At 35.5% G+C, this 15,062-nt stretch carries 12 protein-coding genes and 4 tRNA genes; all 16 read left to right on the top strand.

Annotation, left to right across the window (positions count from 1 at the left end):
- Positions 1 to 60: 60 nt before the first annotated feature.
- The 16 genes from rpsU to rpoC all read left to right on the top strand — a co-directional run bounded on the left by rpsU (position 61) and on the right by rpoC (position 14,998).
- Entirely contained in the window at positions 61 to 255 is a 195-nt protein-coding gene (rpsU, locus tag ABZP37_RS00210; protein WP_366184665.1) for a 30S ribosomal protein S21, read from the top strand.
- A gap of 71 nt (positions 256 to 326) precedes the next feature.
- Positions 327 to 1,226, top strand: coding sequence for a tyrosine-type recombinase/integrase (locus ABZP37_RS00205; RefSeq protein WP_366184663.1), 900 nt, complete (start codon positions 327 to 329; stop codon positions 1,224 to 1,226).
- A gap of 26 nt (positions 1,227 to 1,252) precedes the next feature.
- On the top strand, positions 1,253 to 1,555 hold the full coding sequence (gene raiA / locus ABZP37_RS00200; RefSeq protein ID WP_366184662.1) for a ribosome-associated translation inhibitor RaiA: 303 nt from the start codon (positions 1,253 to 1,255) through the stop codon (positions 1,553 to 1,555).
- A gap of 92 nt (positions 1,556 to 1,647) precedes the next feature.
- A tRNA-Thr gene (locus tag ABZP37_RS00195) sits at positions 1,648 to 1,721 on the top strand.
- Between the two features lie 45 nt (positions 1,722 to 1,766).
- Positions 1,767 to 1,847: transfer RNA gene (locus tag ABZP37_RS00190), tRNA-Tyr, on the top strand.
- A gap of 76 nt (positions 1,848 to 1,923) precedes the next feature.
- Positions 1,924 to 1,995, top strand: a tRNA-Thr gene (locus ABZP37_RS00185).
- 53 nt (positions 1,996 to 2,048) lie between these two features.
- Positions 2,049 to 3,236: an elongation factor Tu gene (tuf, locus tag ABZP37_RS00180; protein WP_366184660.1), complete on the top strand. Its 1,188-nt coding sequence runs from the start codon at positions 2,049 to 2,051 to the stop codon at positions 3,234 to 3,236.
- Between the two features lie 53 nt (positions 3,237 to 3,289).
- Positions 3,290 to 3,360, top strand: a tRNA-Trp gene (locus tag ABZP37_RS00175).
- A 20-nt stretch (positions 3,361 to 3,380) separates the two neighbouring features.
- Complete coding sequence (gene secE, locus ABZP37_RS00170) at positions 3,381 to 3,578, top strand: preprotein translocase subunit SecE (protein ID WP_264618426.1); 198 nt, start codon at positions 3,381 to 3,383, stop codon at positions 3,576 to 3,578.
- An 8-nt stretch (positions 3,579 to 3,586) separates the two neighbouring features.
- Entirely contained in the window at positions 3,587 to 4,138 is a 552-nt protein-coding gene (nusG, locus tag ABZP37_RS00165; RefSeq protein ID WP_366184658.1) for a transcription termination/antitermination protein NusG, read from the top strand.
- Between the two features lie 65 nt (positions 4,139 to 4,203).
- Positions 4,204 to 4,641 (top strand): 50S ribosomal protein L11, encoded by a 438-nt coding sequence (gene rplK / locus ABZP37_RS00160; RefSeq protein ID WP_366184656.1) that lies wholly within the window; start codon positions 4,204 to 4,206, stop codon positions 4,639 to 4,641.
- A 13-nt stretch (positions 4,642 to 4,654) separates the two neighbouring features.
- A complete protein-coding gene (gene rplA / locus ABZP37_RS00155) occupies positions 4,655 to 5,344 on the top strand; it encodes a 50S ribosomal protein L1 (RefSeq protein ID WP_366184654.1) in 690 nt (229 codons plus the stop codon).
- Between the two features lie 22 nt (positions 5,345 to 5,366).
- Positions 5,367 to 5,885: a 50S ribosomal protein L10 gene (gene rplJ, locus ABZP37_RS00150; protein WP_366184652.1), complete on the top strand. Its 519-nt coding sequence runs from the start codon at positions 5,367 to 5,369 to the stop codon at positions 5,883 to 5,885.
- A 92-nt stretch (positions 5,886 to 5,977) separates the two neighbouring features.
- The gene (gene rplL / locus ABZP37_RS00145) at positions 5,978 to 6,349 is read left to right on the top strand and encodes a 50S ribosomal protein L7/L12 (RefSeq protein WP_366184650.1); all 372 of its coding nucleotides are present in this window, start codon (positions 5,978 to 5,980) and stop codon (positions 6,347 to 6,349) included.
- A 277-nt stretch (positions 6,350 to 6,626) separates the two neighbouring features.
- Complete coding sequence (rpoB, locus tag ABZP37_RS00140) at positions 6,627 to 10,439, top strand: DNA-directed RNA polymerase subunit beta (RefSeq protein ID WP_366184648.1); 3,813 nt, start codon at positions 6,627 to 6,629, stop codon at positions 10,437 to 10,439.
- 242 nt (positions 10,440 to 10,681) lie between these two features.
- Positions 10,682 to 14,998 carry a DNA-directed RNA polymerase subunit beta' gene (rpoC, locus tag ABZP37_RS00135; protein WP_366184646.1) on the top strand — a complete coding sequence of 1,439 codons (4,317 nt, stop codon included), beginning with the start codon at positions 10,682 to 10,684 and terminating at the stop codon, positions 14,996 to 14,998.
- Positions 14,999 to 15,062: the final 64 nt, after the last annotated feature.

The following is a 15,062-nucleotide window of genomic DNA, read 5'->3' as shown; positions in this document are numbered from 1 at the left end:
AACTCATAATTCATTTTTAATTTTACCTTTGCACACTTAACGAAAGGGGGTGTCAAAATTATGTTAATTATACCAATTAAAGACGGAGAAAATATCGATAGAGCATTAAAGCGCTATAAAAGAAAATTTGATAAAACTGGAACAGTTCGTCAGTTAAGAGCACGTCAAGCTTTTATCAAGCCTTCTGTGAAAAATAGAATTAAAGTTCAGAAAGCAGCTTATATCCAAAACATGAAAGATGGTTTAGAGAGTTAGTAGTTTTCTTTATTGAAAATAATTACCGTTAGTATTCAAAGTTTAGTAACTTTGATGCTAACGGTTTTTTTATGGCTACAACTATCGATGCATTTAAGGAATATCTTTTAAAAGAGAAAAAATACTCTACTCATACTTTGGTAGCGTATGAGAAGGATTTGCTTAGTTTTCAAAGCTTCAATAAGTTTAATTTTGAGCAAGTAGGTGTTGAGCAAGCGAATTATAGTCAGATTAGAAGTTGGATTGTTAGTTTGGTAGATGGAGGTTTGTCTGCGGTTTCTGTAAATAGGAAAATTGCTTCTTTGAAGGCTTTTTATAAATTCTTATTAAAGACAAAGCAAATAGAGGTAAGTCCTTTGTTGAAACATAAGTCTTTAAAGGTGGTTAAATCACTTCAGATTCCTTTTTCTGAGAATGAAGTTGTTCGTGTCTTGGATGAGGTTCAGGAGAAGGAGAGCTTTGATTCTATTCGCAATCAATTGATAATAGAGTTGTTTTATGCGACGGGTATGCGTAGGGCTGAATTGATTCAATTAAAAATGAGTGATATTGATTTGGTTAATAATACACTGAAAGTTCTTGGGAAAAGAAATAAAGAACGCGTACTTCCGATTCTGCCTATAATTAAAAAAAATATAATTTACTACATTAGGGAACGGTCTCGTGTTGAGGTAGTTGAAGATTCTGAGTATTTTTTTGTAACAAAAAAAGGTCTAATGTTAAATAACTCTCTTGTTTATCGGTTGGTAAATTTGTACTTTAGTAGAGCTTCAGAAAAGATAAAAAAGAGTCCTCATGTGTTAAGGCATTCCTTTGCTACTCATTTATTAAATAATGGAGCGGATTTGAATTCAGTAAAAGAATTATTAGGGCATTCTAGTTTAGCGTCAACTCAAATATACACACATAGTAGTTTGTTAGAACTTAAGAAAGTATATGGAAAGGCGCACCCTAGGAGTGATGATAATTAAGTTTAACCATTAAATAAGTATTGATTATGAAGGTAAGTATTCATGCAGTTAACTTTAATGTTGACGGAAAACTAGTTAATTTTGTTCAGGAGAGAATGGATAAGTTAGAAAAGTATTACGATAAAGTAGTGTCGTCTGATGTGTATTTGAAAGTAGAGAAAACGAGCGATAAAGAAAATAAAATTGTCGAGGTCAAGATAAATGTGCCTGGAGATGGTTTTTTAGTGAAAAAACAGTGTAAATCATTTGAAGAAGCGCTTGAGTTATCTGCTGAATCTTTAGAGCGTTTGCTGGTAAAAAGGAAAGAAAAAACTCGAGCTCAAGCATAATGTGAAAATTTTTTAAAAAAATGTTTTGTTTGAGAGATAAAATCTATACATTTGCAGTCCGTTAGAAATAGCGGACTTTTTTTATTGAAATTGCCAGCGTAGCTCAGTTGGCTAGAGCAGCTGATTTGTAATCAGCAGGTCGTGGGTTCGAGTCCCTCCGCCGGCTCAAATGAAACTGAGGTTTTGAAAGTTGAAATTAAATAAAAAAAGAGGGGAGATACTCAAGCGGCCAACGAGGGCAGACTGTAAATCTGCTGTGTGAACTTCGCAGGTTCGAATCCTGCTCTCCCCACAAAAGAAGTTTGAGCGTTTTAAGTTTCAGATGTTGATGATAACAAGAAGCTTTAAGCATGAAACTAAACTTTACCGCCGGTGTAGCTCAGGGGTAGAGTGCTTCCTTGGTAAGGAAGAGGTCTCGGGTTCAATTCCCGACATTGGCTCAATAAAAAATTTTGAACACTAATAAATTAATAAAGATTAAAATCTAAGTAAAATGGCAAAAGAAACCTTTAACCGTTCGAAACCACACTTAAATATTGGTACAATCGGACACGTAGATCACGGAAAAACTACATTAACTGCTGCAATAACTAAAGTGTTATCTGATGCTGGTTACTGTCAAGCGAAATCTTTTGATCAAATTGATAATGCTCCTGAAGAAAAAGAAAGAGGTATTACAATTAATACATCTCACGTTGAGTATGAAACAGCTAATCGTCATTACGCTCACGTTGACTGTCCAGGTCACGCGGATTACGTAAAGAACATGGTTACTGGTGCTGCTCAAATGGATGGAGCTATCCTTGTGGTTGCTGCAACTGATGGACCAATGCCACAAACTCGTGAGCATATCCTTTTAGGTCGCCAAGTAGGTATTCCTAGAATGGTTGTATTCATGAACAAAGTGGATATGGTTGATGACGAGGAGTTGTTAGAACTTGTTGAAATGGAAATTAGAGACTTATTGTCTTTCTATGAATATGACGGAGACAACTGTCCAGTTATTCAAGGATCTGCTTTAGGTGGATTGAATAATGATGCTGCATGGGTTCCTAAAATTCTTGAATTGATGGAAGCTGTTGATGCTTGGATCGAAGAGCCAATACGTGATACTGCAAAACCTTTCTTGATGCCAGTTGAGGATGTATTTACAATTACTGGTCGTGGAACTGTTGCTACAGGTCGTATCGAAACTGGTATTGCTAATACAGGAGACGCTGTTGAAATCATCGGTATGGGAGCTGGGAAATTAGCTTCTACAATTACGGGAGTTGAAATGTTCCGTAAGATCCTTGATAGAGGTGAAGCTGGAGATAACGTAGGTTTACTTTTAAGAGGTGTTGATAAAGATTCTATCAAAAGAGGAATGGTTATCATTAAGCCAGGTTCAGTAAAACCACACGCGACTTTCAAAGCTGAGGTGTATATCTTGAAAAAAGAAGAAGGTGGACGTCATACTCCATTCCATAACAACTACCGTCCACAGTTCTACGTACGTACAACTGACGTAACAGGAGTTATTACTTTGCCAGAAGGTGTAGAGATGGTGATGCCAGGAGATAACTTAACGATCAATGTTGCTTTGTTAAGCCCAATCGCAATGAATGTTGGATTACGTTTTGCTATCCGTGAAGGTGGTAGAACTGTAGGTGCAGGTCAGGTAACTGAAATTGTAGCATAATTCAAATTAAATTATATAACCAGCAACTTCTTAGGTTGTTGCTGGTTAATTTTACGGGCGTAGTTCAAGGGTAGAATAGCGGTCTCCAAAACCGTTGATGGGGGTTCGAATCCCTCCGCCCGTGCAATAAAAAAAACATATCTAATGGCAAAAATTGTTAATTACATTTCAGAAGCATTTGAAGAATTAAAATCAAATGTAACTTGGCCAGAGTGGGCTGAGGTGCAGCGACTAACTATTGTTGTGGCTGTTTTTTCAGTATTGTTTGCTTTGGCAACATGGGGAGTAGATGAAGTTTTTGCAAAAGCATTAGCAGGATTTTTTAACTGGATTAAAGCTTAATAATTGACATGGCAGATAATAATTTAAAGAAATGGTATGTCGTTAGGGCTGTAAGTGGTCAAGAGAATAAAGTGAAAGCTTATATCGAGACTGAGATTTCTAGATTGGGAATGGAAGACTTTGTTTCTCAAGTTCTTGTTCCTACTGAGAAAGTAGTTACAGTAAAAGATGGGAAAAAAATAGTTAAAGAGAAAGTTTATTTTCCTGGTTATGTAATGGTCGAAGCGAATCTTGTTGGTGAAATTCCTCATATTATTAAGTCAATTACTTCTGTAATTGGTTTTTTAGGAGAAACTAAAGGGGGGGAGCCTGTTCCATTAAGAACGTCAGAGGTTAATAGAATGTTAGGTAAGGTAGATGAATTAGCAGTGAATACTGATAATCATTCAATACCATTCAATCTTGGAGAAACTATCAAAGTTGTTGATGGTCCATTTAATGGTTTCAACGGTACTGTTGAGAAAATTAATGATGAAAAGCGTAAACTTGAAGTAATGGTTAAGATTTTCGGAAGAAAAACGCCATTAGAATTGAGTTTTATGCAAGTTGAAAAAGTATAATTTTTGTTACACTATAATAAATCACATCAATTGCTTCTATAATTGTTGTGTTAAATTTTTAAAAAATGGCTAAAGAAATTAGTAAGGTAGTTAAACTACAAGTTAAGGGAGGTGCTGCGAATCCGTCGCCACCGGTTGGACCTGCTTTAGGAGCTGCTGGGGTAAACATCATGGAGTTCTGTAAGCAGTTCAATGCTAGAACACAAGATAAACCCGGCAAAATATGCCCAGTACAAATTACTGTGTATAAAGACAAATCATTTGAATTTGTTGTTAAGACTCCTCCTGCAGCAGTTCAATTATTGGAAGCTGCAAAGCTAAAATCTGGTTCAGGTGAGCCTAATCGTAAAAAAGTAGCTAGTGTTACTTGGGAACAAATTAGAGCTATTGCTGAAGACAAGATGCCAGACTTAAATGCATTCACTACGGAGTCTGCAATGAGTATGGTTGCTGGAACAGCTAGATCTATGGGTATAACTGTATCAGGAGACGCTCCTTTTTAATTAAGAGAAAGACATGGCAAAATTGACAAAAAAGCAAAAAGAGGCTGCTTCAAAAATTGAAAAGAACAAGTTATATTCTTTAAAAGATGCTTCTGCATTAATTAAAGTTCTTGCTTCTGCAAAATTTGATGAGTCTGTTGATATCGCAATAAGATTGGGTGTAGATCCAAGAAAAGCGAATCAAATGGTAAGAGGTGTAGTTACATTGCCTCACGGAACTGGTAAAGATGTAAAAGTATTAGCATTGGTTACTCCAGATAAAGAAGCGGAAGCTTTGGCAGCTGGTGCAGACTTTGTTGGTCTTGATGAGTACTTACAAAAAATTAAAGATGGTTGGACAGATGTTGATGTAATCATCACTATGCCATCTGTAATGGGTAAATTAGGTCCATTAGGTCGTATTTTAGGACCTAGAGGTTTAATGCCTAATCCTAAAACAGGTACAGTAACTATGGATGTTGCTAAAGCTGTTGCAGAGGTAAAAGCTGGTAAAATTGACTTTAAAGTTGATAAAACTGGTATCGTACATGCAGGAATTGGTAAAGTTTCTTTCGGAGCTGAACAAATTTATGACAATGCACACGAAATTATTCAAACATTAATCAAACTTAAGCCAACTGCTGCTAAAGGTACCTACATTAAAGGTATGCACCTTACAAGCACTATGAGTCCTGCAATTGCATTGGATCCTAAAGCAGTATAATTGGTAGTTAATAATTTTTAGTATGACTAGAGAAGAAAAATCAATCGCGATTGAAGAATTAACTGCACAGTTAGCTGGTACAAATATTGTTTATGTAGCAGATATTTCTGGATTAAATGCAGAAACTACTTCAAAGTTGAGAAGAGCTTGTTATAAAGCAGGTATTAAATTAGAAGTTGTAAAGAATACATTACTTGCAAAAGCAATGGAAACTTCTGAAAATGAATATGGTGAATTACCTTCAGTATTGGTAGGTAATACAGCAATCTTTATTTCAGATGTAGCTAATGCTCCAGGTAAAATCATTAAAGATTTCCGTAAGAAATCAGATAAGCCGGTATTAAAAGGTGCTTATGTGAATGCTGAAGTTTACATTGGAGACGACCAATTAACAATGTTGTCTACAATTAAATCTAAAGAAGAATTACTTGGAGAACTTATTGGTTTACTTCAATCACCAGCTCAAAGAATCATCGCTGCACTTCAAAACAAATTCGCTGGAGAAGAGCAAGCTGAAGAAGTTCAAGCTGAAGAAGCTTAATATTTATTAGAGAATCTCTCTGTTTATATTATTAAATAAGCGCACGATAAACAAAATATAATTTTACAAATCATTTTAAAACGATAGAAAAAATGGCAGATTTGAAACAATTCGCAGAACAATTAGTTAACTTAACTGTAAAAGAAGTTAATGATTTAGCAACAATATTGAAAGATGAGTACGGAATCGAACCAGCTGCTGCAGTAGTAGTTGCAGGTGCAGGTGGTGGCGAAGCTGCTGCTGAAGAAGTACAAACTGAATTCACAGTTGTATTGAAAGAAGCTGGTGCTTCTAAATTAGCTGTTGTGAAAATGGTAAAAGAACTTACAGGTTTAGGTTTGAAAGAAGCTAAAGATGTAGTTGATAGCGCACCATCTAATGTAAAAGAAGGTGTTTCTAAAGAAGAGGCTGAAGGTCTTAAAAAATCTTTAGAAGAAGCTGGAGCTGTAGTTGAGCTTAAATAGTTAAACTTAGTTTAAAGAATAAGGTTTAGGTCTTGGATTTAGTCATCCAATGGCCTAAACCATTTTTCGTATAACAAAAGTCTATAAGTATGAGCAATCATTTTGACTTTTGTCTTTACAAGTTTTTACTCCCATTACGAGGAAAAAAAATTAACAGATAATAAGAAAGTAGTTATCCTAAATTGATTTTTAAAGATGTAATGGTTGTGAATTATAAGGTATAAGATTAATCTCTTATACAAAAAAATTACTTTTATAATCAAAATTTTGTCCATTGATGATAACAAATCAGACTGAAAGATTGAATTTTGCCTCTACTAAAAACATTCCTGCATATCCAGATTTTCTAGATGTTCAGGTTAAATCTTTTCAAGATTTTTTTCAATTAGAAACTAAATCAGATGAAAGAGGCAATGAAGGACTTTATAATACCTTCATGGAAAACTTTCCAATTACAGATACAAGAAACAACTTTGTATTGGAATTCCTAGACTACTTTGTAGATCCACCACGTTACACTATCCAAGAGTGTATTGAAAGAGGTTTAACACACAGTGTGCCTTTAAAAGCGAGGTTGAAACTATATTGTACAGACCCAGAGCACGAAGACTTTGAAACTATTGTTCAAGATGTTTATCTTGGTACAATTCCTTACATGACGCCAAGCGGAACATTTGTAATTAATGGAGCTGAACGTGTTGTTGTTTCTCAATTGCACAGATCACCAGGGGTTTTCTTTGGTCAATCTTTTCATGCTAATGGTACAAAATTATACTCTGCTAGAGTAATTCCGTTCAAGGGATCTTGGATCGAATTTTCTACAGATATTAATAGCGTAATGTACGCTTACATTGATAGAAAGAAAAAATTACCTGTTACAACTTTATTCCGTGCTATCGGTTTCGAAAGAGATAAGGATATCCTTGAAATTTTCGACCTTGCAGAAGAAATTAAAGTTTCTAAAACAGGACTTAAAAAATATATCGGTAGAAAATTGGCTGCTCGTGTATTAAATACATGGCACGAAGATTTCGTAGATGAAGATACTGGTGAAGTAGTTTCTATCGAACGTAACGAAATAATCCTTGATCGTGATACTATTATCGATAAAGATAATGTGGAAGAAATCATTGATTCTAACGTTAAATCTATTTTGTTACACAAGGAAGATGCTAATCAAGCTGATTATGCCATCATCCATAACACGTTACAAAAAGATCCAACAAACTCTGAAAAAGAAGCTGTTGAGCATATCTACAGACAATTGCGTAACGCAGAACCGCCTGATGAAGAAACTGCTCGTGGTATTATAGATAAATTATTCTTCTCTGACCAACGTTACAACTTAGGTGAAGTAGGTCGTTATAGAATGAACAAAAAATTACAGTTGGATATCCCAATGGAAAAGCAAGTGCTTACCAAAGAAGATATCATAACTATTGTTAAGTACTTGATTGAATTAATTAATGCGAAAGCGGATATTGATGATATTGACCACTTATCAAACCGTCGTGTTAGAACAGTTGGTGAACAATTGTCGCAACAATTCGGTGTTGGTTTAGCTCGTATGGCTAGAACTATTCGTGAGAGAATGAATGTTAGAGATAACGAGGTGTTTACACCTATAGATTTGATTAATGCTAAAACATTATCTTCTGTAATCAACTCTTTCTTTGGTACAAACCAGTTGTCTCAATTTATGGATCAAACGAATCCATTGGCTGAGATTACGCACAAGAGAAGATTATCTGCCCTAGGACCAGGTGGACTTTCGAGAGAAAGAGCTGGTTTTGAGGTTCGAGATGTTCACTATACGCACTACGGACGTTTATGTCCTATTGAAACTCCAGAGGGACCAAACATTGGTTTGATTTCATCTCTTGGTGTTTATGCTAAAGTAAACGGAATGGGATTCATCGAAACACCTTACCGTAAGGTAACTGAAGGTGTGGTTGATTTAGTATCTACTCCAATTTACTTATCTGCTGAAGAAGAAGAAGGTATGATGATTGCGCAAGCAAATATCGAAATGGATGATGCAGGAAAAATGACATCTGACTTTGTAATTGCTCGTCAGGAAGGTGATTTCCCAGTTATTACTCCATCAGAAGTTCATTATACAGACGTTGCACCAAACCAGATTGCTTCTATATCTGCATCTTTGATTCCTTTCTTGGAACATGATGATGCGAATAGAGCCTTGATGGGATCTAACATGATGCGTCAGGCCGTTCCATTAATACGTCCTGAAGCTCCAATTGTAGGTACTGGTCTTGAGCGTCAAGTAGCTTCAGATTCTAGAGTATTAATCAATGCTGAAGGGCATGGTACTGTAGAATATGTAGATGCTAATATTATCACTATCAAATACGACCGTTCTGAAGAAGAAAGAATGGTAAGTTTTGAATCTGATGATAAAACATATAATCTAATTAAATTTAGAAAAACCAATCAAGGAACAAGTATCAACTTGAAACCAATCGTAAGAAAAGGGGATAGAGTTATACCTGGTCAAGTATTGTCTGAAGGTTATGCTACTCAAAATGGTGAACTTGCTTTAGGTCGTAACCTAAAAGTAGCGTTTATGCCATGGAAAGGGTACAACTTTGAGGATGCGATTGTAATTTCTGAAAAAGTGGTTCGTGATGACATCTTTACTTCAATCCACGTAGATGATTACTCATTAGAAGTAAGAGATACAAAATTGGGTAACGAAGAGTTAACGAATGATATTCCTAACGTTTCTGAAGAGGCTACTAAAGACTTGGATGAAAACGGTATGATTAGAATTGGTGCAGAGGTTAAACCTGGCGATATTCTAATTGGAAAAATTACACCAAAAGGAGAATCTGATCCAACTCCAGAAGAGAAATTGCTTCGTGCAATCTTTGGAGATAAAGCAGGTGATGTAAAAGATGCTTCATTGAAAGCTTCTCCATCACTTCATGGTGTTGTTCTTGATAAAAAATTATTTGCAAGAGCTGTAAAAGACAAGAGAAAACGTACTCAAGATAAAGATGCTTTAGGATCTCTTGAAATGGATTTCGAAGTTAAGTTTTCAGACTTGAAGGATAAGTTGATTGAAAAACTTTTCTTGATTGTAAACGGAAAAACATCACAAGGTGTAATGAACGATTTGGGTGAAGAAGTTTTACCAAAAGGTAAAAAATACACTCAAAAAATGCTTTACGCTGTTGAAGATTTTGCTCACTTAAGCAAAGGTCAATGGGTAGCTGATGATGCAACTAATAAAATGGTTAATGATTTAATTCATAACTATAAAATTAAGTTGAACGATTTACAAGGTGCTTTAAGAAGAGAGAAATTCACCATTACTGTTGGAGATGAATTGCCAGCAGGAATTTTGAAATTAGCTAAAGTTTACATCGCTAAGAAACGTAAATTGAAAGTTGGAGATAAGATGGCTGGACGTCACGGTAACAAAGGTATTGTTGCACGTATCGTTCGTCACGAAGATATGCCTTTCCTTGAAGACGGAACACCAGTTGATATCGTGTTGAACCCACTTGGGGTACCTTCGCGTATGAACATTGGTCAAATTTATGAAACGGTTCTTGGATGGGCTGGACAAAAATTAGGTAGAAAATATGCTACTCCAATTTTTGACGGTGCTTCATTAGACCAAATCAATGAATTGACTGACGAAGCTGGAATTCCTCGTTTTGGACATACTTATCTTTATGATGGTGGAACAGGAGAGCGTTTCCATCAAGCAGCAACTGTAGGTGTGATCTATATGTTGAAATTAGGACACATGGTTGATGATAAGATGCACGCACGTTCTATCGGACCATACTCATTGATTACGCAACAACCATTGGGTGGTAAAGCTCAATTTGGAGGTCAACGTTTTGGAGAGATGGAGGTTTGGGCACTTGAAGCTTATGGAGCTTCGAGTACACTTCGTGAAATCTTAACAGTAAAATCTGATGATGTTATTGGTAGAGCCAAAACTTACGAAGCTATCGTAAAAGGAGAGTCTATGCCAGAACCAGGATTACCTGAATCATTCAATGTATTGATGCATGAATTGAAAGGTCTTGGATTAGACATTAGATTAGAAGAATAAATAAGGTTGATCACTGTAGAGACGTTGCATTGCAACGTTCTCTACTTTGATTTTGTAATAATAAGTTTTTAGGATTTAGCCCCGTAAATCGTTCCGATTTTTTATATAAAAGAGTGTTTTGTATAATTAGCACTTTAATGAAAATTTAAAGTTTAGAGAAGTAATCCGAGGGATAGAGACGTTGCAGTGTAACGTCTGTACAAATCAATTTTTCAATTGCAATTAAATCAGTAGTAAAAACTATGATGAATAATAGAAATAACAACAATAATAAAGATAAGAATCCTATAAAAAGATTCAGTAAAATATCAATTGGTCTTGCTTCTCCTGAATCTATCTTGAAAGAGTCAAGAGGTGAGGTTTTAAAACCAGAAACTATTAACTACCGTACGCACAAACCAGAGCGTGACGGTCTTTTTTGTGAAAGAATATTTGGTCCTGTAAAGGATTTCGAATGTGCTTGTGGGAAATATAAAAGAATACGTTACAAAGGGATCATCTGTGACCGTTGTGGTGTTGAAGTAACTGAGAAAAAAGTACGTAGAGATAGAGTTGGACACATCAACCTTGTTGTGCCTATTGCTCATATCTGGTATTTCCGTTCACTTCCTAATAAAATTGGTTATATTCTTGGATTGCCATCTAAGAAATTGGATATGATCATATACTACGAAAGATATGTAGTAATTCAAGCAGGTATTGCTAAAAACGCGGAAGGTGAATCTGTTAAAAGATTAGATTTCCTTACTGAAGAAGAATATTTGAATATTTTAGATACTCTTCCTCAAGATAATCAATATTTAGATGATTTTGATCCAAATAAATTTGTTGCCAAAATGGGAGCAGAGTGTATTATGGATTTATTAGCACGTATTGACTTAGATCAATTGTCTTACCAATTAAGACATAATGCTAATAACGAAACATCTAAACAACGTAAAACGGAAGCTCTTAAGAGATTACAAGTTGTAGAATCTTTCCGTGAGTCTAACTTAAACCGTGAAAACCGTCCAGAATGGATGATTATGAAAGTGGTTCCAGTTATTCCACCAGAATTACGTCCACTTGTGCCACTTGATGGAGGTCGTTTTGCTACATCAGATTTAAATGACTTATACCGTCGTGTAATTATTCGTAATAACCGTTTGAAAAGATTAATGGAGATTAAAGCTCCTGAAGTAATCTTGAGAAACGAAAAACGTATGTTGCAAGAATCTGTTGATTCATTATTTGATAACACTCGTAAAGCTTCTGCAGTAAAAACAGAATCTAACAGACCATTAAAATCATTATCTGATTCCCTAAAAGGTAAGCAAGGACGTTTCCGTCAAAACTTACTTGGAAAACGTGTGGATTATTCTGCTCGTTCGGTAATTGTTGTTGGACCTGAATTGAAATTGTTCGAATGCGGATTGCCTAAAGATATGGCAGCTGAATTATACAAGCCTTTTGTGATTCGTAAATTAATCGAAAGAGGTATTGTAAAAACAGTTAAATCTGCTAAGAAAATAATAGACAAAAAAGAGCCTGTAGTTTGGGATATTTTAGAAAATGTAATTAAAGGACATCCAGTATTACTGAATCGTGCTCCTACTTTGCACAGATTGGGTATTCAAGCTTTTCAACCAAAATTAATTGAAGGAAAAGCAATCCAATTACACCCATTAGTATGTACGGCCTTTAATGCGGATTTTGATGGGGATCAAATGGCAGTTCACTTGCCATTAGGACCAGAAGCAATCCTTGAAGCACAATTGTTAATGTTGGCTTCTCACAATATTTTGAACCCTGCTAATGGAGCGCCTATCACGGTACCTTCTCAGGACATGGTATTGGGTCTTTATTATATGACCAAAGAACGATTATCTACTCCAGAAAAGAAAATTTTAGGTGAAGGCCTTACTTTCTATTCTGCAGAAGAGGTAAATATTGCATTTAACGAAGGAAGATTAGAATTGAATGCTCGTGTGAAAATTAGAGCAAAAGATTTTAATGACGCTGGAGAATTAGTATATCAAATTATACAAACAACTGCGGGTCGTGTATTATTTAATGAAGTAGTACCACAAGCAGCTGGATATATTAATGATGTATTGACTAAGAAAAATCTTAGAGATATTATTGGTCACGTATTAAATTCAACAAGTGTTCCTGAAACGGCTGCCTTTTTGGATAATATGAAAGATATGGGGTATAAATTTGCCTTCCGAGGTGGATTATCATTCTCTTTAGGTGATATTAGAATTCCAGAACAAAAACCAAAATTGATTGCAGATGCTAGAGAGCAAGTTGAAGGCATCTCTGCAAATTATAACATGGGTCTTATTACCAATAACGAGCGTTACAACCAAGTTATTGATGTATGGACTTCTGCAAATGCTCAATTGACAGAATTAGCAATGAAAAACATTAGAGAAGACCAACAAGGTTTCAACTCGGTGTATATGATGCTTGACTCTGGAGCAAGGGGATCTAAAGAACAAATTCGTCAGTTAACTGGTATGCGTGGTTTGATGGCTAAGCCTAAAAAATCGACTGCTGGTGGTGGTGAGATTATTGAAAACCCGATTCTTTCCAACTTTAAGGAAGGACTTTCGATTCTTGAATACTTTATTTCTACTCACGGTGCTCGTAAAGGACTTGCGGATACGGCTTTGAAAACGGCAGATGCTGGATACTTAACTCGTAGATTGCATGATGTTTCTCAAGATGTTATTGTTAATATCGAAGATTGTGGGACTCTTAGAGGTGTTGAAGTTTCAGCATTAAAAAAGAATGAAGAAATCGTTGAATCATTAGGAGAAAGAATTTTAGGACGTGTTGCATTGCAAGATGTTATCAATCCTTTAACTAATGAGGTTTTAGTTAAATCTGGAGAGCAAATCACAGAGGTTATTATGAAGGTAATTGAAGCTTCTCCATTAGAGAGAGTTGAAGTTCGTTCTCCTCTTGTATGTGAGGCGCCAAAAGGTATTTGTGCTAAATGTTACGGTCGTAACCTAGCAACTGGAAAAATGACTCAAAGAGGTGAGGCTGTTGGTGTAATTGCTGCACAGTCTATTGGAGAGCCAGGTACACAGTTGACACTTCGTACTTTCCACGTTGGAGGGGTTGCAGGAGGTATATCTGAAGAATCTAGTATTGTTGCTAAATTTGCGGGTAAACTAGAAGTTGAAGATTTGAAAACTGTAAAAGGAGAAGATAATGACGGTAACCAAGTGGATATTGTAGTTTCTCGTTCTACAGAATTAAAATTAGTTGACGAAAAAACAGGTATTGTATTAAATACACATAATATTCCTTACGGTTCTAGTATTTTTGTAAAAGACGGTCAGTCTATTGCAAAAGGAGATACGATCTGTAAATGGGATCCATATAATGGAGTTATCGTTTCTGAGTTTACTGGTAAAATTGCTTACGAAGATTTAGAGCAAGGTCAATCGTTCATGGTTGAAATTGATGAGCAAACTGGTTTCCAAGAGAAAGTAATTTCTGAATCTAGAGCTAAGAAATTAATTCCAACATTATTGGTTTACGGTAATGATGGTGAATTGATTCGTTCTTACAACTTACCAGTTGGAGCCCACTTGATGGTTGACAACGGTGAGAAAATTAAAGCAGGTAAAGTATTGGTTAAAATCCCACGTCGTTCTTCTAAATCAGGGGATATTACTGGAGGTTTACCAAGAATTACGGAGTTGTTAGAGGCTCGTAATCCTTCTAATCCAGCAGTAGTTTCTGAAATTGATGGTGTTGTTTCTTTTGGTAAAATCAAAAGAGGTAATCGTGAAATTGTCATTGAATCTAAATTCGGTGATATTAGAAAATACTTAGTTAAATTATCTAGTCAAATTCTTGTTCAAGAAAATGACTTCGTAAGAGCGGGTATTCCTTTGTCTGACGGAGCTATTACTCCGGAGGATATCTTAAGAATTCAAGGTCCGGCTGCTGTACAACAGTACTTGGTTAATGAAATTCAAGAGGTATACCGTTTACAAGGGGTGAAAATTAATGACAAGCACTTTGAGGTAGTTATTCGTCAAATGATGCGTAAAGTAAGAGTTCAAGATCCAGGTGATACTTTATTCTTAGAAGATCAATTGATTCATACTAAAGATTTTATTGTTGAAAACGATAAATTGTACGGAATGAAAGTAGTTGAAGATGCAGGAGATTCTTCTAATTTAAAAGAAGGTCAAATTGTTACTCCACGTCAATTGAGAGATGAGAATTCATTGTTGAAACGTAATGATAAAAACCTAGTTGCAGCACGTGATGTAATTACAGCAACTGCAACTCCAGTTTTACAAGGTATTACTAGAGCTTCTCTTCAAACGAAATCATTTATTTCTGCTGCTTCTTTCCAAGAAACAACTAAAGTATTAAACGAAGCTGCTGTAGCAGGTAAAATTGATTACTTAGAAGGATTGAAAGAAAATGTAATTGTAGGACACAGAATCCCTGCAGGTACAGGTATGAGAGAATATGATAATGCTATTGTAGGTTCTAAAGAAGATTACAATGACATGATGGCTAATAAAGAAGAATATATTTACTAGTAAGTATTTCTCCTTAAATAATTAATTCAATAAAATAGAAAGATTACCTCGTGTAGTCTTTCTA

Origin of the sequence: Flavobacterium ovatum, assembly GCF_040703125.1 — a bacterium.
In the GTDB taxonomy this organism is placed as follows: Bacteria; Bacteroidota; Bacteroidia; order Flavobacteriales; family Flavobacteriaceae; genus Flavobacterium; species Flavobacterium ovatum.
This window is presented reverse-complemented; position numbering and strand designations above follow the sequence as displayed.